This is a genomic window from Streptomyces sp. NPDC059443, from assembly GCF_042750105.1.
Taxonomy (GTDB): Bacteria; Actinomycetota; Actinomycetes; order Streptomycetales; family Streptomycetaceae; genus Streptomyces.
Map to the genome: position 1 here is coordinate 44,351 of NZ_JBHYVM010000018.1, position 26,344 is coordinate 70,694.

Annotated in this window: 16 protein-coding genes and 1 pseudogene; 4 read left to right on the forward strand and 13 right to left on the reverse strand. The window is 72.2% G+C overall.

Going from position 1 to position 26,344, the window contains the following annotated elements:
• Positions 1-88 precede the first annotated feature (88 nt).
• From ACFXDJ_RS19020 to ACFXDJ_RS19035, 4 genes are read left to right on the forward strand one after another with little or no spacing between them, the layout of a single operon-like run.
• Positions 89-1,651 carry a TIGR02677 family protein gene (locus tag ACFXDJ_RS19020; protein WP_384649543.1) on the forward strand — a complete coding sequence of 521 codons (1,563 nt, stop codon included), beginning with the start codon at positions 89-91 and terminating at the stop codon, positions 1,649-1,651.
• Positions 1,648-2,901, forward strand: coding sequence for a TIGR02678 family protein (locus ACFXDJ_RS19025; RefSeq protein ID WP_384649541.1), 1,254 nt, complete (start codon positions 1,648-1,650; stop codon positions 2,899-2,901). Before ACFXDJ_RS19020 ends, ACFXDJ_RS19025 begins: the two co-directional genes overlap by 4 nt.
• Complete coding sequence (locus tag ACFXDJ_RS19030) at positions 2,898-7,028, forward strand: TIGR02680 family protein (protein ID WP_384649539.1); 4,131 nt, start codon at positions 2,898-2,900, stop codon at positions 7,026-7,028. Before ACFXDJ_RS19025 ends, ACFXDJ_RS19030 begins: the two co-directional genes overlap by 4 nt.
• Complete coding sequence (locus ACFXDJ_RS19035) at positions 7,019-8,275, forward strand: TIGR02679 family protein (protein WP_384849741.1); 1,257 nt, start codon at positions 7,019-7,021, stop codon at positions 8,273-8,275. The genes ACFXDJ_RS19030 and ACFXDJ_RS19035 overlap by 10 nt, the downstream gene beginning before the upstream one ends.
• Before the next feature lie 40 nt (positions 8,276-8,315).
• Here ACFXDJ_RS19035 and ACFXDJ_RS19040 read toward each other — a convergent pair whose 3' ends face one another.
• From ACFXDJ_RS19040 to ACFXDJ_RS19100, 13 genes and pseudogenes are all read right to left on the reverse strand, one after another.
• The gene (locus ACFXDJ_RS19040; protein WP_384849744.1) at positions 8,316-9,158 is read right to left on the reverse strand and encodes a hypothetical protein; all 843 of its coding nucleotides are present in this window, start codon (positions 9,156-9,158) and stop codon (positions 8,316-8,318) included.
• Positions 9,159-9,178: 20 nt separating this feature from the next.
• Complete coding sequence (locus ACFXDJ_RS19045) at positions 9,179-11,086, reverse strand: GMC family oxidoreductase (protein WP_384849747.1); 1,908 nt, start codon at positions 11,084-11,086, stop codon at positions 9,179-9,181.
• Positions 11,083-11,517: a hypothetical protein gene (locus ACFXDJ_RS19050; protein ID WP_384649530.1), complete on the reverse strand. Its 435-nt coding sequence runs from the start codon at positions 11,515-11,517 to the stop codon at positions 11,083-11,085. Before ACFXDJ_RS19050 ends, ACFXDJ_RS19045 begins: the two co-directional genes overlap by 4 nt.
• Positions 11,518-11,684: 167 nt before the next feature.
• Complete coding sequence (locus ACFXDJ_RS19055) at positions 11,685-12,467, reverse strand: SGNH/GDSL hydrolase family protein (protein ID WP_384649528.1); 783 nt, start codon at positions 12,465-12,467, stop codon at positions 11,685-11,687.
• A 109-nt stretch (positions 12,468-12,576) separates the two neighbouring features.
• Complete coding sequence (locus ACFXDJ_RS19060) at positions 12,577-14,022, reverse strand: MFS transporter (protein WP_384649526.1); 1,446 nt, start codon at positions 14,020-14,022, stop codon at positions 12,577-12,579.
• Entirely contained in the window at positions 14,019-15,005 is a 987-nt protein-coding gene (locus ACFXDJ_RS19065) for a class I SAM-dependent methyltransferase (protein ID WP_384649524.1), read from the reverse strand. Before ACFXDJ_RS19065 ends, ACFXDJ_RS19060 begins: the two co-directional genes overlap by 4 nt.
• Positions 15,006-15,351: 346 nt before the next feature.
• A complete protein-coding gene (locus ACFXDJ_RS19070) occupies positions 15,352-18,027 on the reverse strand; it encodes a WD40/YVTN/BNR-like repeat-containing protein (RefSeq protein WP_384849751.1) in 2,676 nt (891 codons plus the stop codon).
• Positions 18,028-18,234: 207 nt separating this feature from the next.
• Positions 18,235-20,970 (reverse strand): OmpL47-type beta-barrel domain-containing protein, encoded by a 2,736-nt coding sequence (locus ACFXDJ_RS19075; RefSeq protein WP_384849754.1) that lies wholly within the window; start codon positions 20,968-20,970, stop codon positions 18,235-18,237.
• A 228-nt stretch (positions 20,971-21,198) separates the two neighbouring features.
• Positions 21,199-22,458: a ricin-type beta-trefoil lectin domain protein gene (locus ACFXDJ_RS19080; RefSeq protein WP_384655805.1), complete on the reverse strand. Its 1,260-nt coding sequence runs from the start codon at positions 22,456-22,458 to the stop codon at positions 21,199-21,201.
• A 287-nt stretch (positions 22,459-22,745) separates the two neighbouring features.
• A pseudogene (locus ACFXDJ_RS19085) lies at positions 22,746-22,958 on the reverse strand (LysR substrate-binding domain-containing protein); the annotation flags it as partial.
• 53 nt (positions 22,959-23,011) lie between these two features.
• A complete protein-coding gene (locus tag ACFXDJ_RS19090) occupies positions 23,012-23,998 on the reverse strand; it encodes an aldo/keto reductase (protein ID WP_384655802.1) in 987 nt (328 codons plus the stop codon).
• A 30-nt stretch (positions 23,999-24,028) separates the two neighbouring features.
• Positions 24,029-24,802: a thioesterase II family protein gene (locus ACFXDJ_RS19095; RefSeq protein ID WP_384655799.1), complete on the reverse strand. Its 774-nt coding sequence runs from the start codon at positions 24,800-24,802 to the stop codon at positions 24,029-24,031.
• A gap of 23 nt (positions 24,803-24,825) precedes the next feature.
• Positions 24,826-26,079 carry a cytochrome P450 gene (locus ACFXDJ_RS19100; RefSeq protein ID WP_384655797.1) on the reverse strand — a complete coding sequence of 418 codons (1,254 nt, stop codon included), beginning with the start codon at positions 26,077-26,079 and terminating at the stop codon, positions 24,826-24,828.
• Positions 26,080-26,344 lie beyond the last annotated feature (265 nt).

The window sequence follows — 26,344 nt, forward strand, 5'->3', positions numbered from 1 at the left end:
TGTCCGACGTATGGCCCGGTGTGTTGCGATTCAGCCAAGTACCTTCGTCCCTATCGGCGGCTTTGTCTGCTGCGGGACAATGGCCGCGATGAGCGTCACGACCACCGCCCCGGAACCACGTCCAACCGGTTACAGCCCCTTCGCCCACCTCACTGTGCAGAACACGGGTCTCTACCGGCAGATGATGCGGGCGTTCGTCGTCGCCAAGGAGCGGTTCGCAGTACATCTGCGTCCCGAGGACGTGCACGCCGCCCTGCCGGCCGAGGCCCGGCCCGCTGAGCTGGACGCCGTGGTGAAGGCGCTGGACAGCCTCGTCGGCTGGGGCAATCTGCGAGCCGATCCGGATACCGCCCGGGTCACGGCGGTCGAGGACTTCTATCGCAAGCGGTTCATCTACCAGCTCACCCGGGCCGGAGAAGCGGCCGAGGAAGCCCTGGGCGTCTACGACGAGGCGCTCGGGCGGCGGGGTGCGCTGCAGGCCGTCGCCCTGCACGACATCGTGACCCAGTTGCGGGCCCTTCTCGTGCTGGCAGCCGAGGAGCAGCCGGATCAGGCCAAAACGCACCTGACGCTTGACGCGCTGGCGAGTCGGTTCGCCGCTCTCGCCGACAATGCCCGCGCCTTCATGGGGTCTCTGCAGCGGACCATCGACCTCCACGACGTCGAAGAGGAAGTCTTCCTCGCCTACAAGGACCGGCTCATCCAGTACCTGGAGCGGTTCATCCAGGACCTCATCACCCTCGGCGGCCGCATCGCCCGGCTGATCCTGGAACTGGAGGAGGCCGGGAGCATCGGGCCCTTGCTCCGGGCCGCCGCGGCCCGAGAGGCGGTCGATGCCTCGCCCGAGGAGGTCGAACACGCGGAGAAGGAGGCGTACGACCGCTGGGAGGGGCGCTGGACCGGCCTCGCAGCGTGGTTCATCAGCCGGGACGGGCGCGAGTCCCAGGCCCGGCTGCTGCGCGGACGGGCCCTCGGCGCGATTCCCCAGCTCCTGGCCGTCGTACGGTCGCTGAACGAGCGCAGGTCCGGGCGCTCCGACCGGTCCGCCGACTTCCGTACCCTCGCCCGCTGGTTCGCCGAAGCCCCTGACGACGACGCCAGACACCGGCTGTGGCGCACCGCCTTCGGGCTGTACCCCGCCCGGCATCTGACCGTCGACGCCGAGACGTTGGCCGCCCGTGCGGCACTGCCCGTGCCCGCGTCCACCCCGTGGGCCGAGGCCGAGCCGCTGCGGATCAGCCCCCAGCTGCGCCGTACCGGCAGCTATGAGCGGCGCGGCAAGCCCCGCAAGGTCGAGGACCGCGAGGAGCCGCGCCGCAGACTCGCAGAGGTTGCCGCCAAGCAGGCCGCCGAGACCGCGGCGGCACGCGCCCGGCTCGTCACCGACGGAATCACCCGGCTCTCCGGACTCGGTGAACTGGACCCCGCGTCCTTCGGGCTCTTCCTGCAGCTGCTCGGCGACGCGCTGGCCACCTGGCGGCCCGGTATGCGGCACACCGTGGCCACCAGCAACGACGGCTCCATGGAGATCCGGCTCAGCGCGCTCGCCGATGGCGGCACCGCGGAGATCCGGACGGCCGGCGGCGTCTTCCGCGGTCCCGACCACCTCATCGAGATCATCGACCTGACGGACGGAACCGGTGACCGATGAACGGCACTCCGACGAACAGCACTCCGCTCGCCGAGGTGCTGGACGGCCAGCACGCGGCCGACCTCCGCAAGGCGGCGCGCGCCCTGCTCAAGCAGCCGCTCCTGCTCGCCCGCGGCCGGCACGCCGACGAGTTCCGCCTCGTCCGCCGGCACGCCTCCGAACTGCGTGAATGGTTCGACCGCAATACCGGCTGGTCCCTCCAGACGGATGCCGAGGCCGCTCGACTCCGCAAGATCCCCGGTGTCCTCGCCGACCCCACCCACCCCGCGCGCGAGGCGACCCGCGCAGCCGCCCCCTTCACGCGGCGCCGCTACGTCCTGCTCTGCCTCGCCCTCGCCGCTCTCGAACGCGGCGAGGCCCAGATCGCGCTCGGCCGCCTCGCGGAGCAGGTCGTCCTCGACGCCGCCGACCCGCAGCTCGCCCGGGCGGGCATCCAGTTCACCCTGGACCGCCGCGACGAGCGCCTAGACCTCGCCGCCGTCGTACGGCTCCTGCTCAGCCTCGGCGTGCTGCGCCGCGTCGCCGGCGACGAGGAGGCGTACGTCAGCGGAGCCGGCGATGTCCTGTACGACGTGGAACGGCGCGTGCTGGCCGGGCTGCTCGCCGCACGCCGCGGCCCCTCCACCGTGCACGCCGAAGCCCTTGCGGACCGCCTGGCCGAACTCGTCGCCGAGACCGCCCTGGACAGCGACGAACTGCGCTTCCGCGCGATGCGGCGCTCGCTGACCCGCAGGCTCCTGGACGATCCGGTCCTCTACTACGACGAGCTGACCGACACCGAGCTCGGCTACCTCACGCGGCAGCGGGGCTTCCTCACCGCCCGCATCACCGAGCTGACCGGACTGGTCCCGGAGGTACGCGCCGAAGGCATCGCGATGGTCGACCCGGACGACGACCTCACCGACGTCCGGATGCCCGAGCAGGGAACCCGCGGTCACGTCACGCTGCTGCTCGCCGAGTATCTGGCCACCGCCGACGGCCCTGTCGCCACCGACCGGCTGGCACTCCGAGTCCGGGAACTCGCCGCCGAGCACGGCGGATTCTGGGCCAAGTCCGCGCGGGATCCCGGCATGGAAGCCGAACTCGTAGAACAGGCCGTCGCCCGGCTCGCCGCCCTCGGGCTCGTCTCCCGTACAGCCCGAGGCGTGGCCCCGCGCCCCGCCCTCGCCCGGTACGCGGTCGGCGAGACCGTCGTGCTGGAACCAGGCACCGTACGCATGCCCGCGCAGCGAAAGGCCGGCAAGCCGTGACCCGTCTCCCCGATCCCCTGCGCTCCCGTTGGCAGCCCCTGCGCATCGGACTCGTCGACCTCTTCCACTACGACGTGGAGGAATTCCACTTCCGGGACGGGCGCCTGCTCCTCCGCGGGAACAACGGCACCGGCAAGTCCAAGGTGCTCGCCCTGACCCTGCCCTTCCTGCTCGACGGCGACCTCGGCTCACGCCGCGTCGAACCCGACGGCGACCCGGGCAAACGGATGGAGTGGAACCTGCTCCTCGGCGGCGAGCACCCGCACTCCGAGCGGCTCGGCTACACGTGGATCGAGTTCGGCAGGCTGGACGAGACCAGCGGCGAGCGGCACTTCCGCACGTTGGCCTGCGGGCTCAAGGCCGTCAGCGGACGGGGCATCGCACGTCATTGGTACGCGCTCACCAGCCAGCGCGTCGACCACGGCCCGGGGGCCGCCGAAGAGACGTCCCTGAGCCTGCTCGATGCCACCGGCACGGCCCTGTCCAGGGACCGGCTCGCCGAGGCCGTCGCCGGGCACGGCATGGTGTACGACCAGGCCAAGACCTACCGCAGGGCCGTCGACGAGGCGCTCTTCGGACTCGGCGAGCAGCGGTACGGCGCCCTGGTCGACCTGCTCATCCAGCTGCGCCAGCCGCAGCTGTCCAAGCGGCCCAACGAGGCAGCGCTGTCCCGAGCCCTGACCGAGGCGCTGCCGCCCATGGACCAGGCGGTCATCGCGGACGTGGCCGAGGCCTTCCGCTCCCTGGACGAGGAGAAGGAGGAACTGGCGGCCGCCTCCGCGGCCGAGCGGGCCGCCACTGCCTTCCTGGACCACTACCGGCGCTACGCCCGGATCGCCACCCGCCGGCGCGCCCGTCTCCCGCGCGGGGAGCACTCCCGTTACGAGCAACTTCAGCGGGACCTTGCCGAGGCGCAGGCCGAGCAGACCCGGGCGCAGGAGGCGCGGGCGGCGGCGGAGGAACGCATCGCCGCCCTGGAAGAGACCCAGGCGCGCCTTCGGGCCCAGGACGCAGCTCTTCGCGAGGGCCCCGAGATGCGCAGTGCCCGGGAGCTGGAGCATGCAGCCAAGGAGGCGGAACGAACCGACCGCGCCCGAAACCGGGCCCGGGACGACCGGGACCAGGCAGCCGGCCTGCACACACGGGCGCTCGGACGGCTCGGCGCAGCCGAGAACCGGCTGCGCGCCGCTGACCGGTTGGCCGAGGACACCTTCCGCAAGGCAGGGGAGGCGGCTGCGGCCGCACGGATCGACCTGCCCGGGGACCACGGACTGCCGGAGCCCGAACTACGGCGCGCGGCGGAGCAATCGATGGACCGCGGGCGTCGTGGGCTCGCCCACACGGAGGACCTCGCCGAGAGGGCCGAGCAGGCGGCCCAGGGGCAGCGGCGGGCATCCGTCCGCCTAGACGAGGCGGATACCGACCTCGCCCAGACCACCGCGGAGCAGAGCCAGGCCGAGGAAGCCGCCGCGCGGGCGGGGCAGGCCCTGCTGGACGGCGTACGAGAACATGCGCGGGCCTGGACCCAGCTGGCCTGCCCCGACCTTGCCGGCCTGCTCGATGAACTCCAGGAATGGACGAGGCACCTCGCCGGGCCCTACCCGGCCCGCCTGCACGCGGCACGAGCCCACAGCGCGGCCTCGGCGCAACTGGCCGACGAGGCGGCCGATGCAGCGCGCCGGACGACGGAGCTGGCCATACGCACGGGCCGGGTCCGCGAGGAGATCACCGCGCTGGAGGCAGGCGGCCGACGAGGTCCCCAACCCCCGCCCACCCGCACACCGGGCCTGCGCGAGCGGCTTTCCGGAGCACCACTGTGGCGGCTGGTGGACTTCCACGACGGCCTCCCGGAACAGGAGCGCGCCGGACTGGAGGCGGCATTGGAAGCCTCTGGACTGCTCGACGCGTGGGTGCTTCCCGACGGCTCCGCCCTGGCCGCGGACGGGCACGACGTGCTCCTCTCTCCGATGGCCGGGCCGGTGGCCGGTCCCACGCTCGGGGGGCTGCTGCGCCCGGCGGTGGACGGCGGCGACGCGCAGGCCGCGGCGGTGGGCGAGGAGACGGTGGCACGACTGCTCACCGCCATCGGCGCGGGCGGCGACGCAGGAGCGGGCACCTGGGCGGGGTCGGACGGAAGCTTCCGCGTCGGCACACTGACCGGCCGCTGGGCCAAGCCGGCCGCCGAGTACATCGGCGAGGGGGCGCGGGAGGCGGCGCGGCGGACTCTTCTGGCCGCCCTGCGTGCTGAGATCGAGCGGCTCGAGCAGGAGTCCGACACGGTCGCGGCGCTGTCCGAAGAAGTGGCCGCGAGCCGGCGCACCCTCGACGCCGAGTTGGCCGGCGTACCTGACGAGAGCCCGCTCACCCGGGCCCACGCCCAGGTGATCGCTGCCGTCGAGTCGGTGCGCCGGACTCGCTTGCGGCGCGAGGAGCGGGCCGCCGACCTCCTGGAGGCGGCCGGTCGGGCCGAACGGGCCGCCACCGAACTCGCCCAGACCGCCCACGAGCTGGGCCTACCCGCCGACCGAGCAGGCCTCGCCGAGGTACGCCAGGCCCATGGTTCTCTCGCCGTGGCCTTGGCCGCGCTGTGGCCGACCCTGCGTGAAGGCGACGAGGCGGCCCGCCAGACGGAGGAGGAACGGGCCGAGGCCGGGCATGCGGGGGAGCGGACCGCCGAACTCACGCTGCGCGCCGAAGAGGCGGGGCACGAAGCTGCGGCAGCGGACGAGCGCCACACCACACTGCGCTCCACCGTCGGGGCGGCCGTCGCCGAACTCGAACGACGGCTCGCCGAGACGGCTGAAGCCCTGCGCGCCTGCGACGCGGACCAGCGGCTCACCCGCAAGCGCCATGCCGAGTCCGACCGCGAGGCGAGCAAGGCCGAGGGCCGCATCGAGCAGCTGGAGAAGGGCCTCGCGGACGCGGCCGAGGCGCGTGCGGAAGCCATCGCGGCGCTTCAGCGGTTCACCGCAACCGGCTTGATCACCGTCGCTCTGCCGGACCTCGCGGTACCGGCAGCAGGTGACGGCCCCTGGGCGGCCACCCCGGCGATCGTGCTCGCCCGCGCCATCGAATCCGCGCTGGCCTCGGCCGACGACTCGGACGGCGCCTGGGAACGCGTGCAACGCCGCCTGAGCGAGGAACTCAAGACCCTGCAGGACACCCTGTCCCGGCATGGTCACACCGCCTCCGCCCGGATGCTGGAGGACGGCATGGTCGTCGACATCGTCTACCAGGGCCGCGAGCGCGCCGTACCCGAACTCGCCGTGGCACTCGCCGCCGAGGTCGGCGAACTCACCCGCATCCTGTCCGCCCGTGAACGGGAGATCCTCGAAACCCACCTGATCACCGAGGTCGCCGGCACCCTCCAGGAACTCATCGGGGCCGCCGAGCGACAGGTGCGCGACATGAACGCCGAGCTGGAGGACCGCCCCACCTCCACCGGCATGAAACTGAGGCTGGTCTGGCGGGCCTCCCGCAAGGCCCCCTCCGGCCTTGCCCCGGCTCGCGAGCGGCTGCGCCAGTCCGCCGACGCCTGGACCCCGGAAGACCGGACGGCGGTGGGCGAGTTCCTCCAGATGCAGATCGCCCGGCAGCAGACGGACGACACCTCCGGCAGCTGGCTCGAACACCTCACGGCCGCGCTCGACTACCGGGCCTGGCACGAATTCGCGGTCGAGCGGCGCCAGCACGGCCGCTGGGTCCCGGCCTCGGGCCCGGCCTCGGGCGGCGAGCGGGTCCTCGCGGTATCCGTACCGCTCTTCGCCGCCGCCTCCTCGCACTACGCGAGCGCGGGCAGCCCGTACGCACCGCGCCTGGTCACCCTCGACGAGGCCTTCGCGGGCGTGGACGACGACTCGCGCGCCAAGTGCCTGGGCCTGCTGCACGCCTTCGACCTGGACGTGGTGATGACCAGCGAACGCGAGTGGGCCTGCTACCCGCAGGTACCCGGCATCGCCATCGCCCAGCTTTCGCGGATCGACGAGGTGGCCGCGGTACTCGTCACCCGCTGGGAATGGGACGGCACGCGGCGGCTGCGCCGCGAGGACCCGGTGCGGTCGCAGGACGCGCCTTCGGGCATGCAGGTGGTGGCGGGCGCGGCCGGACCGGAGGCGCTGTGGACCTGACGCCCGCCAGGGTGCCCGTCACCACGCCCGTCGACGATGTCCGCCTGCGTCGCCTGCTGGGCGACCCCGCTCTGGCATGGCTGGTCGACCGGGTACGCCAACGCCTTGAGCGCGGCAGGCCTCTCACGGGCCCCGCCTCGCTCAGTGCCCCGACCGAGGCCCAACGGGCGGCGACCGAACGGCTGATGGGCCGCTCACCGGGCAGCGGCAGGTCTCTGACCGTCCGGCTCGACGACGTGGATGTCGTGCTGCGTCGCTCCGGTGTGAGCCCGGACGGGCTGGCCGCTGCCGTGACGGCCCTCAGCGGACCGGTCGTTCCGCTTGCCATGGCCAAGGAGGCCCAGGCGCACGCCTGGCAGGAGGCGTACACCCCGCTGGACGCCCTCGCCGAGGAGATCCCGGCCCTGGTCCCATGGGTCGTTCGCATGCGCGGCGATGGTCTGATACGGCGCCTGGCGGGCACCCCTGCCGCCGCTCACACCCTCCTCGGCGCGGTCACCACCGTCCTCCGCGCCCTCCCAGCCGACCCACCCGTCTCGCTTCCCGCTTTCGCGGCCCGTGTCCTCGGCAGTGCCCACGCCCTCGACGCCGGCACCCCGCAGGCCACCGTCACCCTGGCCGCCATCCGAGCGCTGACCGGTTTCCCCGACGGTACCGGCGCCGAATGGCGCCGGGAGGCCTGGGCATCAGTGGGACTGCTGAGAGACGAGCTGTCCTCGACCGTCCTCACCCTGAACCTGCGCGGCACTCCCGCTCTGGACTGGGCGGCCGACGCGGGTGAACCATGCGTCCTGACCCTGCGGCAGCTCATCCGCAACCCTCTCGCCATCCCCGCCTCGGTGGTCCGGATCTGCGAGAACCCGACGGTGCTCGCGGCGGCGGCCGACACCCACGGCGGCGACTCCGTCCCGCTGGTCTGCCTCCAGGGCCAGCCGTCGGCAGCCGCCCTCACCCTCCTGCGCCACCTGCATCAGGGCGGCACCACGCTCCACTATCACGGCGACTTCGACTGGGGCGGCTTGCGCATCGCCTCCGCACTGCTGCGCCGCGTCCCCTGGCTGCCCTGGCGCTACACGACGGCCGACTACCGCGCCGCGGCACTCACCCACCCGGGCGGCCCGCCACTCACCGGAAGACGGGCCGAAGCAACCTGGGACCCGGGGCTGCCCGACGCACTTGATGAACTGGGCGTCCGCATCGAGGAGGAGGCAGTCCTGGACGTACTGCTCTCCGACCTGGCGCGATGACGGGGGCAGATCATGCCCGCCGACCTCTCGTCGGCCCGCGTCAGGACAGGTAGTAGGGGTGGTTGTGGGCGGCGACGGGGGGTGACTGGAAGGTCCAGGCGCCGGCTGCGGGGGTGGAGTGGATGAGGCGCAGGAGGTCTTGGCCGACGGGGGTGACCGGGTCGTGCACGGTGAGTCGGGAGCAGTCGGAGGCCGGGCCGCTGAGGTCGTACCAGCGGTAGGGCTGGTAGACGTTCATCGGACCGGCGAGTGCGGTGCCCGCGGCATCGGTGCCGTAGCCGGTGATCGGGGTGTTGTTCGCGGGGACGGACGTGAGCCGGCCCAGGTGGGCGCTGAAGGAGAACAGTTCCGTGTCGCGGCGGTCGATGCCTCCGTCGGCCGTGGCCTCGGCGGCGTGGCAGTGGATGTTCCAGGTGTCGCCGGCGGGGCCGTTGAGCGAGGGCATCTCCACCGTGAACCAGCCCGGGTACTTGGGTTCCGCGTACAGGGTGCGCCCGGCGTCGATGGCCAGCGCGTTGTCGCACAGCACGTGGATGCGGGCGATGCCGAGCAGTTTGGTCTGGTCGTAGCCCTGGGCGTACTGCTGGTAGCTCACCTGCGGGATCCGCCGCGCCGCCGCCGTGGGGTGGGCGACGATGTTGACTTCGATCTCCTGGGTGATGCCCCCGCCGGACGGGTACTGGGCGAAGTAGAGCTGGTAGTTCAGTGAGACCAGGCACCGGCCGTCGAAGTCCGCCGCGGTCAGGGCCGGATGGTGCTTCGCCAGTACCTGGCGCACAGGATCGGGGTCGACGAGGTAGTCCAGGCCGATGTTGTGGAGCGCCCCGTAGTGGAAGGGGAGCTGGTAGGGCGCGGCGACGGGCGGCAGGGGCACGGGGGTCACGGGGCGGCTCCGAAGAAGGGTCAGGTGGCTGGGGTGGCTCGGGTGGCTGGGGTGGTGGCTTGGCCGGCTGCCGTGGTGACGGGGCGGTCGCGGTCGGCCAGGTCGGCTTCGATCCGTTCGGCGCTGCGCAGGGCGAGGGCGGCCATGGTCAGGGTGGGGTTGGAGGTCGCCACCGACGGCATGCTGCCGCAGCCCACCGCGTACAGGCCGGGGTGGTCCCAGCAGCGCTGCCACTGGTCGACGACCGACGTGGTCGGGTCGGCGCCCATGATGTGCGTGCCGGCGGCGTGGCCCGCGCCGCGATAGCCGTAGGTCCGGCCCCGGTGTTCGAACCGTCCGGGCCAGGAGACGGCCTCGAAGGCGGTGTGGTCCTCCGCGCCCAGCAGCGCGAAGATCTGGTCGGACACCGCCTTGGCCGCCGCGATGCCGTCCTTGACGTGCGTGGACAGGCCGTAGGTCACCACCGGGCGGGGCAGGCCGAGCCGGTCGCGGTGGCGGGGGTCGAGAGTGACCCGGTTGGCAGGGTCCGCGCTCTGCTCCATCTCGAACTGGAGCGTGAACCGCCGTCCGATGCGGTCGGCCACCGCCTCCCTCAGCGCGCGGCCCCGCAGCCCGGGCCGGTCAGGTCCCGCCGCACGTGTCAGCTCGGCGATGTCCGTGTCTACGGGGCCTTTGGCCCAGACCCAGCCCCAGTTGCCGATCTCGATCCGGAACGGCGCGCGCAGGCGACGGGCCGGGCCGGCCCGGAACCCCTCGAACCCCGAGGTGGAGCCCGGCCCCCGGTACGGGCCCACCTGCTCGGGCAGCAGGCCCCAGGTCAGCAGCACCGGATGGTCCATCAGGTTGCGTCCCACCTGCCCGCTGCCGTTGGCGAGGCCGGACAGGAGCAGCAGCTTCGCGTTCTCGATCGCGTGGGCGGCCAGGACCACCACGTCCGCGTGCACCGTGTGGCGGCCGGTACCTCCGCCAGCCTGACCTCCGTCCGCCTGCGGATACGTCAGGTGTTCCACTCCGGTGGCCCGGCCCGCCGCGTCGACGAGGATGCGGCTGACCACGGCCCGGTCCCGGAGCGTGACCGAAGGACCCCAGCCCGCCTGGGTCTTGAGCGGGGTGTACTTGGCGTGCGAGGGGCAGTGGGGGATACAGGTCGCGCTGCCCACGCAGCGACTGCCCGGATCGGCGCGCCCGTGCGCACCTACCGGCTGGAAGCCGGCCCCGCCCCCGTAGCGGGGGTTCGGGATGCCGTTCCGGCCCTGTGGTGTGCCCACCACGCGCAGTTCCACCGGCTCTCCGGTGCGGGGTTCCCGGACCCGGCGGCCGTCCAGACGCCCGGCGATCACCGTGTCGACACGGGTCGGGGGCAGGGCCCGCATGGGGAAGACGTAGTCGTCGGGGAAGGGCAGGCCCAGCGCGTCGCGCTGCTCGTCGACGTCGGCCGACACCCCGATCGCGAACTCCGCCGCGCGGTAGTACGGTTCGAGGTCCTCGTAGGTGAGGGGCCAGCTGCGGCCGTAGCCGAACGCCTCGGTGTCGAAGTCCTCGGGCAGCATGCGCGGGGTGAGCCCGGTCCAGATGTTGCCGGTGCCGCCGTTGACCCGTACGTACCCGCTGGCATAGGGGAGTGCGCCGCGCTGGACGAGGTACCCGTCGGAGCGGTAGCCGCCGTCGTCGGTGCCGGTGAGGTCGGTGACCTCCGGCCACGGGGTCGCCTCGTGCATGCGGTAGGGCGAGCCGGGCACCTTCGCCGACGCCGTCAGGAACCGTTCTAGGGCGTCGTGATGCCCCTGCTCCGGGTCGGCCGCGCGGGCACCTGCCTCCAGTACGAGTACGCGGCGGCCGCGATCGCCCAGCTGCCGGGCGACGAGCGAGCCGGCGATGCCGGCGCCGACGACGATCACGTCGTACCTGTCGGCTTCGGGTTCGGTCATCGTTGCCGGCCCGGACGTGCGTCGCGGACGTCCGCCGGCGCGGCCCAGCTTCCGAAGCCCGGCGCGGAGGTGCCCGGGGCGTGTCCGCCGATGGCCCGCCAGACCAGAGCGCCGGCATAGGTCCGGGGCGACACCACGAACGGGCCGCCACCGCCGGCCGGTCCCGGACGGTTTCCGGTGTACCAGAGGAGGGTCAATGCCTCGGCCGCCGCCACGAGTTCCTCGTCGGGTGCGTCGGGAGCCGCCGCCAGCCGCCGGTAGGTCTCCGTGCCGATCTGGTCCAGGACCACGGCCAGGAGTTCGGACGCCAGGCCGCCCTCGCGCAGTTCGTCGGGGCCGAAGCCGGTCAGATGGCTGGAGAGCGCGAGGAATTCCTCCACTTCGCAGCCCTCACTTCCGGCATGCCGCCGTACGCTCTCGCCTGCGTTCACTGCGATCCCCTCCTCGACGCCGCTCCGGCGACGACGGCCATCGGCTTTCACGGCGATCAGCTCTGCCCTGGCGGTGATCACCCCATGCGCCCCGTCGGCCGGGCGGCCGGAACTCTCCGGCCATTGACCGGAACCACGATTTCTCCGACGAACGGGGGCCGGGCATGTCAGGTGGCGGTCACCCGGGAGGTTTCGTGATGGGCCGCCCGCGCTTCGAGGAGGGTGGGGAGTACGCGCACGGCGTGTTCCGCGTAGCCCTGCGGCGAGGGGTGGACGCCGTCCGCGCTGAGGAGTTCGGTGGCCCGGACCCGGAAGTCGTCGACCGCGGACGCCGCGGTCAGGGCGCCGAGCCGCTCGGCGGCGCGGCACTGCATCCGGCCCAGCCTGCGCGCCCGGAGCGAAGCCACCCAGCGGACCGGAGCGCGGAAGCCCGGGGCGTTTCCGGGGTCGGGGCAGGGCATGACGACGACCTGCCGGCCGGCCGACCGCAGCTGTTCGACCGCGGTCTCGAAGTGGCGGGCGGCCCGCCCGAGCGGAGCCGGGAGCAGGGTGTCGTTGCTTCCGATGATCAACACGGCGATGCCGCGGTCGCCGTGGTCGTCACCGTGGATGCGGTCGAGCTGGCGGTGCAGGCCGGCGCTGGTGCTTCCGGACCGGGCCAGCACGCGCAGGTTGACCGGGGTGCCGGTGGCCTCGGCGAGGGCGTGGGCCAGCCGGGCTCCGAGGGTGTCCTCGGCGGTACGCACCCCTACGCCGCGGGCGAGGGAGTCGCCGAGCAGCAGCAGGGGGAGCGGCTCGCCCTCGCCCGTTCCGTACCGTCCGTCCGGCGAGGAGACGAGGTGGCGCTCGGGCGGACGCTTCATCAGCAGCCGGGTGTAGAGGCGGGCGACAGCGGCGGCGACGAGCCGCCGCCCGCGCGGTCCGGGGCTGGAGGTGGTGGCAGAAGACATGGAGGGGGACGTCCTGGTCGGTGAGGGCGTGTCTGTGGATGTCGAGATGTTGAGATGTCGAGACGTCGAGATCTCGGGATGTCGGGCAGGGGGTGGCGTGCCGGGAGGTTCAGCCGTCCGGTTGCCGCGCGCCGTGGCCCTGGAGGGCGAGCGCCGGAAGCGGCTCGGCGTCCGGTGCCGGCCGGGCCGGCGCCGTGTCGGGGCCCGGCAGGCGGAGCCAGGCGAGGACCGCGCCCGCCAGGGTGACCGCCGCCGCGGTCCAGGCGGCGGCGGCCATGCCCCGGACGAAGGCGTCGGCATCGGCCGCGCCGTCCCCGGCCGAGACCGTGGCCAGTACGGAGCCGAGCACGGCCACGCCCAGGGTGGAACCGACCTGCCGCGACGCGTCGTTGAGGGCGGAGCCGAGGCCCGAGGACTCTTCCGGAACCATGGCCATCAGACACTCCGTGGCCACCGGTGCCACCAGTCCCGCTCCGAAGCCGGCTAGCCCCTCGAAGGCCAGTACCCGGGTGTCGCCCGCGAGGACGGCGCAGCCCGCGGCGATCAGGAGGAGCCCCGCCGACACCGCCGCCCGCGCGCCGTACCGCTTCGAGACGACCGCCGCCGCTCCCGCGCCGAGGGCCAGGCCGAGGGAGAGCGGGGTGATGCGGATCCCCGCTTCCCAGGGGCTCAGCCCGCGCACCTGCTGGAGGTACAGCGTCAGGATGAACATCGCGCCGAACACCGCGAAGGACATCAGCGCCAGTGCGAGCGAGGCCACCGCCGCCCGCCCGTTCCGGGCCACCGCGAGCGGCAGCATCGGCGCCGGGCAGCGCGTCTGCCAGCGGGCGAAGAACACCAGCAGCGCCGCCGCGACGGCGAAGGCGGCCAGTACCGGTCCGCTGGTCCAGCCCCGCCCGGGCGCCTCGATGATGCCCCAGACCAGCGCGAGGAGTCCGCCCGAGGACAGCAGGGCCCCGCGGCGGTCCAGCGGCCGCGGGCTGGGGCCGGTGGATTCGGGTACGAGCACCACGGCCGCCGCGAACACGCCGAGGGCCACCGGCACGTTGAGCCAGAAGGCCGCCCGCCACGAGGCGTGCTCCACCAGCCAGCCGCCCGCGACCGGCCCGGTGAGCGTGCCGATCCCGGCGACGGCGGCCCACAGGGACATCGCCCGGCGCCGGTCGGCGGCCGCCCCGCGGAAGACGTGGGCGATCGTGGACAGCGTCGCGGGCATGAAGAGCGCCGCACCCAGTCCCATCCCGCACCGGGCCGCCACCACCTGCGCGGGGCCGCCGGCCAGCGCGCCGCCCACGGAGGCGAGGGCGCAGACGGCCAGCCCGGCGAGGAACGCCCGCCGCCTGCCGTACGTGTCGCTGAGCGTGCCGGCGGCCAGAACGCAGGCGCCGAGCGTGAGGGCGTACCCGTCCACGATCCACTGGGTCTCGGCCATCGACGGGCCCAGGTCCCGCCGGAGCCCGGGGATCGCCACGTTCAGCACGGTGAAGTCCAGGCCGATCAGGAACAGTGCCGAGCAGACGACCGCCGTCGCCGCCCACGCCTGGCGCCGCGTCACGACGCGTGCCCCGTTCCGCCGTCGCGCACCGTCCAGCTGCCGCGCACGGTTCCGCCGTCGCGGACCGTCCGCAGCTGCTCGTCGCGCCGCCGGAATCCGATCCGGTACAGCGTGGCCGCCCGCCGCCGGAACGTGGCCTCGGAGGCCCGCAGGTACAGCCGGTAGCGCCGGAATCCGTCGGCCCCCACCAGCTCCTCCGCCTCGCGGCGGGCCCGCACCAGCCGGGCCGACCAGCCTTGCAGGGTGCGCGCGTAGTCGTCGGGGGCGGCGGTCAGCACGGTCACCGAGAAGTACGGGTCGCACGCCGCCGTGATCTCGGCGAGCCGGGGCAGGGCGGCACCGGGGAAGACGCTGCTGAACACGAACCGGCCGACCGGCCCGTCGGGTCCGGTCTGGTCGTCGTACGCGATGGTCTGCAGGGACATCCGTCCGCCGGGGCGCAGCCAGCCGTGGCACTTCTCGAAGTACGCGCCGTAGACGGCGAGTCGCTCCTCGGTGCTCATGGCGCCGGTGACGAAGTGCTCGAAGGCTCCGACCGAGACGATTCCGTCGTACGGCAGCGCGGCGGTGTGCGCGTCCCAGCTCTCCAGCAGCGGAAACACCCCGGGCTGGGCCCGGGCGGTGATGTGGGCGTGCTGGGCCGGGGAGATGGTGAGCCCGGTGGCCTCCTGGACCCGTCCCGTGGTGACCGCGTGGGCCGGCATCCCGCCCCAGCCACAGCCGACGTCGAGGAGCCGGAAACCCTCGGTACCGGACGCGCCCGCCAGGTCCAGGTGGTGGTCGAGCTTGGCGCGCTGGGCCCGGGTGAGGGCTTCGGTGTCGGCCGGATCGCCGTCGACGCCGTCCCACAGGCCCGCCGAGTAGCTGAGCGTCTCGTCGAGCCAGAGCGCGTAGAAGTCGTTGCCGACGTCGTAGTGGAAGGCGATCTCGGCGGCGCTCGTGCCGGACCGGACGCTGGTGGCGGCAGGCGTGGTCGTGGTCATGCTTCTCCTGAACGGTCGGAGGGGGCCGGGGCGCGGGCACCCGACGCCCGTGCCCGTCGTGCGGCGAATCCGCGGGCACGGCTGTCGGGCCGGGCGTCCCGTTCGACCGGGGGAGGACAGGCCGGGTAACCGCACCGGCAAGCGGATGCGGCCCGAAGGGGAAGCGGTCTTCACGGACCGTGATCATCGCCTGACGTATGGTGATCACGCAAACCTCGGCCACCCGAAAGGGTGGGACGGCTCGCCCCGCTGGACGTCGCCGCGTGCCCCCGCCCATGAGCAACGGCCGGTGTGCGCCCCTTCGCAGGTTGGGGCGCACACCGGCCGTCAGGTCATCACGCTCCGGTCAGTCGTTACGGCCTCCCAGGCGCCGTACGTCGAAGGACCAGATGCCGCGCCCGTGCGTGGCGGCGTACAGGTCGCCGTCCGGGCCGAGCTTCAGCTGCATGACGGCCGTGGTGGGCAGGTTCTTGCCGAGGACCTGCCACTGGTCGGAGCCGGCGGGCCGGTAGAAGGCGGCCAGGTCGGTGCCGAGGGCGAGGCCGCCGTTCGGCAGGATCCGCACGGTGTCGGCGGGGACGTCCGGGAGGTTCGCCGAGATGTCGGTCCAGGCGGCGCCGCCGTTCTTCGATTCGAAGACGTGGCCCACGCCCGCGCCGGGGCCCTCGGTCCACTTGCGGGAGAAGCCGTTGACGGCCACGTACACGTGCTGGGCGTCGGCCGGGTCGATGTCGAAGCCGGAGATGTAGCGGTTGGGGACGTTGCCGTCGACCGGGAGGTCGAGCTGGTGCCAGCCGGTGCCGTCCGCCTTGCCGACGGCGATGCCGCGGGTGAAGCCCTGGTTGTTGCAGGGGCCGCACCAGCCGACGTAGACGGTGCCGCCGGAGGAGGCGACGGCGGTGGCGACGTGGCCCTCGCCGAGGTCGAAGGCGTTCTTCCACTCCGCGCCGGAGCGGATCGCGAAGCCCTTGTTCTGGACCCACACGTGCCGTCCGCCGGCCACCCAGGTGTTGACGTCCTTGGCGTCGGAGGTGATCGGCGCGATGAAGCGGGCGCCCGCGCCGCCGAGGGCCTTGTCGGGCGGGGCGACCTCGTACTCGGTGGCCTTGGCCGGGTCGGTGGTCCAGGAGCCGTCGTTCGCCCCGCAGTTCTGGGTGACCCACATGTCGAGGTAGACGTACTCCTCGGCGATGTTGCAGCCGTTGCCGGGGTCGACGATGGTGTCCGCTCCGTCGCCGCCGAAGTTGGATCCCATGACCTTGTCGCGGCCGCGCAGGATCGACTGGCCGTTGTCCTGGAGCCCGCCGCTGACCGAGAACCCGCCGTAGGTGCGGTCCTTGCCGACGCCCACCGAGTAGTACTGGAGGGTGTCGATGGTGCCGTCGTTCAGCGACTGCCAGTCCTTGGCGTGGCCGCCGGCGTCGAGCGCGCCGTTCAGCGGGCGGCGGTAGACGCCGCCGTCGTTGCCGACGAACGCATAGGTCTTGCCCTGGTAGCTGCCGACCGCGACCGCGTGCTGGTCCGAATGCGTGGTCGCGGAGCAGTCGCCGGTCTGCTTGGCCGGGTCGATGCTCCAGCAGGGGAATCCGAAGTTCCAGTACGGTCCCGGGGTGGTCCAGTCCGCCCCGCCGTTCTTGGTCTCGAACACCTCCTCCAGGCCCAGGTAGACGTGGTCGGCGTTGTCCGGGTCGATCTGGAGGAACTGGTTGTACCAGGACTGGATGCCCGGCTCGTAGCCCTCGTCCTGGAGCGCCGAGCCGGATGCCCTCAGCTTGGGGTAGTCGGCGATCTGCGTCCACGGCCCGAACGGCGAGCCGCTCCTGGACACGTAGACGCCCTTGAGCCCGCTGTTCGGGTCGGAGGCCGTCTGCGCCGGGGACTGGTCGACGGCGTACATGCGCGAACCGTCCGCGGCGGACGCGAACGTCATGTTGCCGACGTCCTCGCTGTTCACCGGCAGGTCGCCGAGCCCGCCGACCTGCTTCCAGCTGCCGTCGCCCTGCTTGCCGTACAGGCCGTTGTACGTGTCCCCGCCGCGCCAGCCGACGGCGAGGAGCACCTTGGACGGGTCCTTCGGGTCCACCGCGATGTCGTTGGCGATGTTCTTGTACGGTGCGCTGGGTTCGGAGGCCTTGGAACCACCCGGCAGATAATCGGGGTTGGGCGCGAACTCCAGCTTCCACGGCCCCGAGAGGGTGGTGGCCGAGTGCGACCACACGCCCCGGCTGGTGGCCGCCCACACGGTGGTGCCGGCGAAGCGCAGGGCGTGGATGGTGGTGCTCTCCAGCTCCGCGCCGCCCACCCGGCCGCCGGGCTGGAACTGCCCGTGCCGCGGATCGGCGAGCACGTACACGCCGGTCCCGACGTACGAGGTGGCGCCGGTGTTGGACTCTCCGGTGGCGTACCAGAGCCGCTTGGAGCCGTCCAGGGCCAGGGTCCCGGTGGAGAGCGAGGGCAGCTTGTCGGCGATCGGCTCCCAGTGTCCGCCGCCGGTCTTCGACCGGAAGACGCCGCCGTTGGCGCCGCCCGCGTACACGTAGCCCTGGTCGTCGGCGGCGACTCCGGTGATGCGCCCGGTGACGTTGCCCGAGCCGCCGCTGGAGTTGGAGTTCAGATCCCGGTAGCGGGGGTCGTCGGAGTTGTACGCCTTGCCGGTGACGTGGTCCCAGTCGCCGCGCGTGTGCTGCATGGACTGCAACTGGGCCCAGGCGGCCCCGTAGGCCCCGGGGGCGACCACTCCGGGCGCCGTGCGGGCCTCGGTGTACTGGGCGGTGCCCTCGGCGGAGTTCTCCGCCTCGTCCGAACCGCCGTCCCCGCTCTCCGACGCCGCGAAGGCGGACGCGCCGTGCCCGCTGGTCACCGCCTTGGTGTGCTGGCGGCCGATGTCGGCTTGGTGGCGCGCGTTCCAGGGCCGGGGACTGGTGTCACCGGGTGCCGCGAAAGCCTGGCTGCTCACCAGACCGAACGCGGCCGCCACGACGGTGCAGGTCATGAACCGCCGCCGATGCCGTTGGGGCATCATGCGCTCTCCTCCCTCGGACGGGCACCGGATGTGGCCCGTCCACTCAGGGGAGAGCTTGGCGTGCACGCGACAGGAGGGGAAGGAGGAGTCTGATCAAGTGGTAGTCAATTAAAGGTATTTGACGGTCAACCGAGATCGAATGAGGAGTACGGGCAGCAGAGGGCCCGGACCCGAGGACGGGTCCGGGCCGGTGTGCGTGGATGCGTGTCAGCGCAGCGTGAACGGGGCCACGTGGGTCGTGGTGTCCGCTCCGCTGATGGTGAATTCGAGGTTGTAGTCGCCGTTCGGCAGCCCCCGCGTGCTGACGGGGAGGCTGTAGTTTGAGAACAGCGCGCTGTAGACGAACCGGCCGGTGACCGGCCTCGTGACGGGGCCGGTGACCCGCACGGAGGTCAGGGTGATGTTCGAGCTGGAGAGGTTGTTGCCGTTCGCGTCGCAGATCCGCAGGCTGAGCACGACCTGGCCCAGCAGGCGGACCGGCCGCGTCGGGTCGTAGAGCAGGCAGATCCGGTACGCCACGTTGTAGGTGACGCTCTTCGTCGACGGGTTGGTGGCGATGTCCTTGGCGTTCACGGTGAACGTGTGCGCGCCGAGGGTCGAGGTGTTGACCGGGTTGCCGTTGGGAACCGTACCGACGCAGCTCGCCAGTCCGGAGGTGGCGTCCGTGCACGAGTAGGACGCGCTGACCGGCTGGCGGTAGAGGTAGGTGCCGGCCGCCGGCCGGACGATGGTGATCGACGGCGCCGCGGTGTCGAGCCGCACGGTGACCGTCTGCGGTGCGGAGGTGTTGCCGGCGTTGTCGGTGGCGGTGTACGTCACCGTGGTCACGCCGTCCGCCGTGATCGGCACGGCGGCGCCGGCGCCCGTCACGTCGGTGGACGCGATCGGCTGGGCGCCGCTCGCGCTGTAGGTGATCTTCTGGACACCGGAGCCGCAGGACCCGTCACCGGCGCTGATGTTGACCGTCGCCGGGCTGGTGGTGTTCCACCCGGCGCCGTTCGCCGACGGTGAGACGCTCGCGGAGGCGGTCGGCGCGGAGGTGTCCGCGTCGTACGTGTACTGGTCGGCGCCACTGGTCGGGCTGGTGCCGTTGGGGGTGGTCACGGTGACGTCCACGGTGCCCCGCGCTTGCGGCGGTGCCTCCGCGGTCAGCTCTTCGGGCCCGGTGACGCTCACGTTCGAGGCGGCTACGGAGCCGAACTTGACGGTGGTGCCGCTCGTCGGGAACTCCGTACCGCGCACCGTCACGGTGTTCACGCACGAGGTCCGTTCGGGCCCGTGGTTCGGGGTGACGCCGGTGACCGTGGGCGGGGACAGCGTGACGCGGTCCATCGCGGTGCCCCAGTCGCCGCCGGCCAGGCCGCCGATCTGCTGGACCGTCCAGGCGTCCTTGGGGTGGCTCGGGTCACGGGCGATGCCCGAGTAGTCGCCCCAGCGGAATCCGGCGGAGTAGGCCTGCGTGCCCGCGGCGTAGAAGTCGCCGACCGTCGTCCCCGGGAAGTTGCCGCCCGGGACTCCGATCGCGACCGCGGTGGGGAACATGCTGGTCGAGGAGGCGGTGAAGCCGGAGAACAGGTCGTCCTCGTCGTTCATCACCACCGACCCGTAGTAGATGTGTCCGCCCACGAGACCGAGGTTGAAGTTGGTCGCCAGGCTCTGCCCCGCACTGGTCGAGATCTGGATGTAGCGCTGGCAGGCACGGGCGGCCGTGTCGCCGGGGGGAGTGCACGAAACGTTGAAGACACCCCAGAGGTGGTCGTTCTGCCAGGCGACCGACAGCATCCGGCTGTCGTTGGTGTCGATGTTGGCGTCGCCGCCGGACGGCTGGGTGGCCACGGGCGGCGGGGCGGCGGCTCCGATGGCGATGGTGTTGTCGCTCTGGCCGACCGGCTGCATCGGATCGCCGGGCACACCGGTGATCGTGACCACGTGCACGTCCGTGCTGCTCTCGCCGTGCCACATCGCGAGCTGGTCGTCGATCCCCGACAGCGAAACGGCGGGGACCACCTGGAACTTGCCCGTGTCGGGCGCGAAGGTCGTGAAGGTGATCGACCCGGCGGCCACCAGCTCCGCCTTGTTGACGACCACGGTCACCACGCCCCGGAACCCGAAGTCGGGATCGCCGGTGTGGGCCCTGTCGTAGTTGTTCCAGCTCAGCGTCACCTTGTTGTTGCTGTAGCCGAGCTTCGGCTGGTCGTGCTGGATGTTCGAGGTGTTGCTGCCGACGTTGTAGCGGGTCCAGGTGCCGTTCGGGTCGTTGTCGTCGCTGACGGCGAGCTGGATCTCGTCACCGCCGGCCGCGTCCGACTCGTAGGAGGCGTAGAAGCGGCCGACCGCCGCGTCGTAGTGCACCCGCGGGTCGGTACCCGTGTTCGTCCCGAAGCCGAAGAAGGCTCCCAGGTCGAAGGGGCTGCCCACGGTGTTGCCGGCCTTGTCGTAGATCTGGGCGCTGCGGTTGATCATCTGGATGATGTACGTGGGCCCCACCGCGAGCTGGGTGTCGGAGGGGATGCGGCTGTTCACGTTCCCGAGCGTCGAGAAGGTCTTCAGCCGTTCCAGCACGGCCGTGTTCGGAACCGCCTTCGGGGACGCGCCGCCCGGGGCCGCCTTCGGGACCAGGCGCGAGGTGGAGACGGGCCTGCTGGGCACCCGCTGCGAAGAACGCGCGAGCTTCGGGGCGGGCAGGAAGGGCTGCGCCTCCTCCCCGGTGGCGCGCTGCGGCTTGGGCAGGGTCCGGGTGTCGACCTGGCCGTCCGGCTGTACCCGCCTCTCCTCCTGGCCCCCGTCGGCCGGCCGCGAGGAACTGCTCGCCCTGGGCGGTACGTTGGGCTGCGGCTCGGCGGTCGCCCCGGCGGCCGTGGCGGCGATGGTCAGCGTCACGGTCAGCGCGACGACCGCCGTGCGCGACCACTCTCGCGCCGCGCGAAGCGCCCGTCGGTTCACTCGGAGACGCGGTCTCGACGACATGGACGCCCCCCTTCCGGTCGCGATGGACGTCCTGCCCCGCGCAGAGACCGACGGCGGGCCGCCGATCTCCTGTAGTTGTCAATGATCACGGGGTGGTGTCTATCGGAAGGGCGCGCCCACCTGCCCCTGTCCACGTCGCCGGGCGCCGTCTACGCCCCTCAATTCCCCCTGCCGGTCTAGCGACTCGCGCGGTGGAGCAGACCCTCAGGCGCCCCACTGCCAGTACAACTCGGGCTGAGCCGGTCCGTCGCAGCTCGCCAGACCCAGCCGGGGGCTGTTGCGTTCGTTCTCGTTCCACCGGGGCAGCAACCGGTCGTTCTGGTAGAGGCACATGTTCCCGGCCCCGGCGAACTTCCAGGCGGTACGCTTCCACGTCGCGCTGTCCCACGGCACGCGCCGCCAATTCTGCGCCGCCCGTGCTGCCCCGCACGCCTCGACCTTGACGTCACGGCCCACCGCGGTCAGACAGTGTTCGCCGTTCAAGCGGGTCCTGATGGTCCCGTCGCTCCTCACATCCCACTTCTGGGCGTCCGAACCATCGCAGTGGGCGATTCGGACGAGACCGGCCGCCCATGAAGCGCCCCGCACGTCGAGGCACTGTTCCGGCACCCTGCCGCCGAACATCGTCGTCCGGCCGATGTCCCCCATGATCTCCCCCGGCCGCGGGGGTCTGTGGCCCTGTGCGTACTGCCTCTGCACCCAACGGCGGTCATCGGCCGGGAAACGCCCCTTGTAGATTTCCCTGGACACGCACACGATTTCACGCGGGCATCTACTGTGCGCGATGTACCACCGGGCGATGTTTTCCTTCTCGGCCTCCTGCGCGTGCGTGAGGTTCCTCTTCAAATGGGCCATGTTGTACCCGAGGAAGGACGTCAGCGGAATTCCGGTGCGGTATGCGACCTGTCTGAAATAGCGCGCCGTGATTCCGTGGTCGCTGTGGTCCACCCGCCCGCTCGTTCCCGCCGAGAACGAAGCGTTGTCATGGTCGAGGGTGAGGATTCTCCCCGCGCGGGCCAGCCGGGCCAGGGAGGAAAGCGTCGCCAGGAGCTGATCCTCGCTGTAGCTCCGGCCGCCCTGGGCCGGGGTGATCGCCTTCTTTTCTCCGTCGAACAGGTGGAGAAGGCTGTCGGGCTCCAGCCCGCGAGGCCCGCCGTCGTACAGCCCCACGAAAGTGAGCCGTACGTCCGGCCCCCTTCCTCGATCCGCAAGCCGGAACGAGCGGATGGTGCGGCCGTCCACCCGTACCTCGTCCAGTTTCCATTGATCGGCTACGCCCGCCATTTCCGCGTACGCCTTGAGGACCCCGTACTCCCTGTTGGCCACATAATTCCGCAGTTCCTGCGGGACCTCCTCATCACCGTCCCCATCGGTGAGGTACACCGTGGTGACGAAGCATCCGGCGCGGATGGTGTCCATGATTTCCGGGTTGATGAAGAAGAGATCGTCATCGGGGTGGGCCACGCCCACGAGGGTGCGCGTACACGGCGTTCGATCTGCGTCGGCCCGGGCGGCGGTGCGGGCGTTGGGGGAACCCGGGGCGATGCAGCTGGTCAGGAGCGTGGCGGCCGCGAGCGAGAGGCCCGCCCGGCCGGCCAGGCCTCCCTTGATCCGTTTGCCCACGGGGCTCTCCTCGTCCTCGCCCTTCTTCGCCACCCGGCCCGCCCTCCGGGTCCACTACTACGCGAGCGGTCCCGTGAGCGCACTCCGGCGCACGCATCCGAGACGAGCGGGAGGGGCGGTCCGGTCCGTCAGGCGCCGCCCAGCAGCTCCAGGAAGGCCGTGGCCGCCGGGGAGGGGCTCTCCCGGCCCCAGATCACGTACTCGGCGCGGGCCGGGGCGTCCGTGACCTCGATCGAGGTCAATGCGGCCAGGCCGGCGGCGTACCCGGGCGGCAGCAGGGCCACGCCCAGGCCCGCGCCGACCAGCCGGGCCAGGTAGTCCGCGTTGGTCACCTCGAAGGCGCCCCCCGGCCCGGATCGTGGATCCGGTCCGAGGGGCGGCCTTCCGGTTCGGGTCAGTTCACCGAGTCGAGCTTCTCGCGCTGCTCCGCCGTCAGTTCGAGTTCCACCGCGCCGAGGTTCTCCTCCAGCTGGGCCACCGAGGAGGCGCCGACCAGCGGGAGCACCGGGATGTCGCCGCCCATCAGCCAGGACAGCACCACCTGGTTGACGGTGGCGCCGGTCTCGGCGGCGACCTCGCGGACCGCCTTCAGACGGGGCTCGGTGCCCGCGTGCTCGAAGCCGGGACCGAGCGGCTTGTCGTCGCGGACGTAGGCGCCGGAGATCAGCGGGGAGTACGAGACCTGCGTGAGCGAGGGGTTGTCCCGCAGGTAGCTGAGCAGGTCACCGCTGACCAGGCCCTGGTTGCCGTCGGGCGAGCGCAGGCTGGGGATGTCGGTGCGCTGGCGGAGGTAGCTGTGGTGGTGCTGGAGCACCTCGTAGCCCGGTACGCCCGCGGCGGCGGCCAGGGTACGGGCCTTCTCCACGCGCCACGCCCAGTGGTTGCTGGCGCCGAGCAGGCCGGCCGTGCCGTCCGCGACGACCTCGGCGAAGCCCCGTACGGTCTCCTCCAGCGGGGTGTTCTCGTCCATGATGTGCGCGTACAGCAGGTGGATGCGCTCGATGCCCAGGCGCTCGCGGCTGCGCTCCGCCGATTCGCGGATGACCTTGGCGGACAGGCCCTCCACGTCACGGCTGAAGCCGCTGGTGGGCTGGTTGGGGCGGGCGCCGAGCTTGGTGGCCACGGTGACCTCGTCGCCGATGCCGCGGCTGCGCAGCCAGCGGCCGACGAGGTCCTCGCTCTCGCCGCCCTGGGTGCCGTTCACCCAGAAGGCGTAGTTGTTGGAGGTGTCGATGAAGTTGCCGCCCGCTTCGACGAAGCGGTCGAGGATCGCGTACGAGGTGGCCTCGTCGACGGTGGTGCCGAAGGTCATCGTGCCGAGGCTCAGCACGCTCACTTCGCGGCGCGTTTCGGGGGCGGTGCCGATGACGCGGTATTTCACTGTGGTGCCTTTCGGTTCAGGGGTGGAGAACTAGGCCGTGGCGGCGGTGGGCCGCGGGAGGTTGGCCAGCAGCTCCGCGATCACGGAGTCCAGGTGGGGTACCAGGTAGAAGTGGCCGCCGGGGAAGGAGCACAGCCGGAAGGGGCCCGTGGTGTGGTCGCGCCAGGCCAGGGCCATGGGCGCGTCCACCCGGGGGTCGATGTCGCCGATCAGGGCGGTGACCGGGCAGTCCAGGGGGTCGGCGCCGGCGAACCGGTAGGTCTCGGTGGCCACGTAGTCGCTGCGCACGGCGGGCAGGATCGCGGCCAGCAGCTCCGGGTGGTCGAGCATCCGGGTGTCGGTGCCGCCCAGCAGCTTCATGTCGGCGATGAGCGTCTCGTCGTCGGCGAGGTGGACGGAGCCCGGCGCGGGCACCGAGGGGGCGCGGCGGCCGGAGACGGCGAGCGCGGCGGGCGGGTGGCCCGCGTCGCGCAGCCGGCAGGCCACCTCGAAGGCGAGCGAGGACCCCATGCTGTGCCCGAAGACCGTGAACGGGCGGTCGAGGAAGGAGCCTTGGAGCAGTTCGGCCGCGATCAGGTCGGCGAGCTCGTGCAGGGACTCGACGCACGGTTCGTCGAAGCGCTCCTGACGGCCCGGGTACTGGACCACCAGGACATCGGCGTGCGGCGCGAGGGCCGCCGAGAACGGGAAGAAGTACGAGGCGTTGCCGCCGGCGTGCGGGAAGCACAGCACCCGCGGCGCGCCGGGCGGCGCGGTGTGGAACCGGCGCAGCCACGGAGTGCCGGTCGGCGCGACCGGGCTCACCGGGCTCACCCGGCTGCCCCGGTTCATCCGGCCCGCCGGACGCGTCCGTTGCCGCCGCGCGCGGGGCGGGCGGTGATGGGGACGTGCTTGTAGCCGGAGACGAAGTTCGAGCGCAGCCGCTCGGGGCGGCCGGCCGGCTGGAAGTCCTCGAAGCGGGTGAACAGTTCGTGGAAGAGGGTCTTCAGGCTGACGCGGGCGACGCTGTGCCCGATGCAGTAGTGCGGGCCGATGCCGAAGGCGAGGTGCTTGTTGGGCTTGCGGCGGATGTCGAACTCGGAGCCGCGCTTGAAGACGCGGTCGTCGCGGTTGGCGGAGCCCAGCCAGACCACGACCGCGTCGCCCGCCTTGATCAGCGTGTTGCGGATCTCGATGTCGCGGGTGGCGTACCGCAGGAAGTGGTTGACGGGGGAGGCCCAGCGGAGGGCCTCCTCCAGGCCGGTGGAGTCGAGTTCGGGATGGGCGGCCCAGTCCTGGAGCACCCCGCCGCCGATGAACTCGGCCATGACGAAGTTGGGTGCGTGCGGGGTGGTGACGTTGGCGCCGAGCAGCAGGCTGTAGCAGTTCGCGACGATCTCGTCGGCGGCCATGTGGCGGCCCTCGAACTCGGTGGAGATCAGCACGCTCAGCAGGTCGTCGCCCAGGTTGTTGCGGCGGAAGCGCACCAGGTCCTGGAAGTAGGCGAACAGTTCGCGGTGGGCGTTCTCCAGGGTGGCCTCGCGGCCGCCCGGATCCTGGTACTCCGGGTCGTCGGCGGCGATGCACACGGTGGTGAGCCGGTTGAGCCAGGCCCAGTCCGCGGTGGGCAGCCCCATCATGGTGCCGGTGACCGACATGGGCATCGCCAGCATGGCCTGGGCGAAGTCGAAGGTGCCGCCGTCGCCGAGCGGTTCGATGAGCGGGACGACCAGGTCGCGGATCATCTCCCGCTGCTGGTCGACCGACTTGATGGCCAGGGCCTTCTTCAGACGGGCCTGCATCGCGGTGTGGCGGGGCGGGTCGGTGGCCGCGAGCTGCTTGCCGCTGGCCGGGTCGTCCAGACCCAGCAGGTCGAGCATGGTGCCGCGCTCGGAGGTGAAGGTGGCGGTGTCGCGCAGGACCTGGTCGGAGTCGTCGAAGCGGACGACGTTCCAGAACCAGCGCTCGTCGTCGACCTGGTGGCGGGTGAGTGTGTCCAGGCTCCGCAGCCGGCGCCACGTGGGATGCGGGTCGCCGTTGCTGTAGAGGTCGGGGTCGACCAGGTCGAGGGTGTCGGCGGGACCGGTGGCCGCCGCGTGCATCGGGCACCCCGGAGGCGGTGTGGCGGACAGTACTGCGGAACGGGACGTGGCGTGGACGGTCAAGGCCCGTCCTCCTTTCGCCGGGGTGGGCGTGGGAGCGGCGCCGGGTCCGCGGCCCTGCCCGCCGGCTCCTGCCCCGGGCCGGCGGGCACGGCCCGCGACGGAGCGCGGGCGGCCGGGGCCACGGGGCGGGGAGAGGCGGAGGGGGCGGGGCGAACGGGGTGACGGGGCCCGCGAGCATCCGGTGAGGTGAACCGGGGCGCGG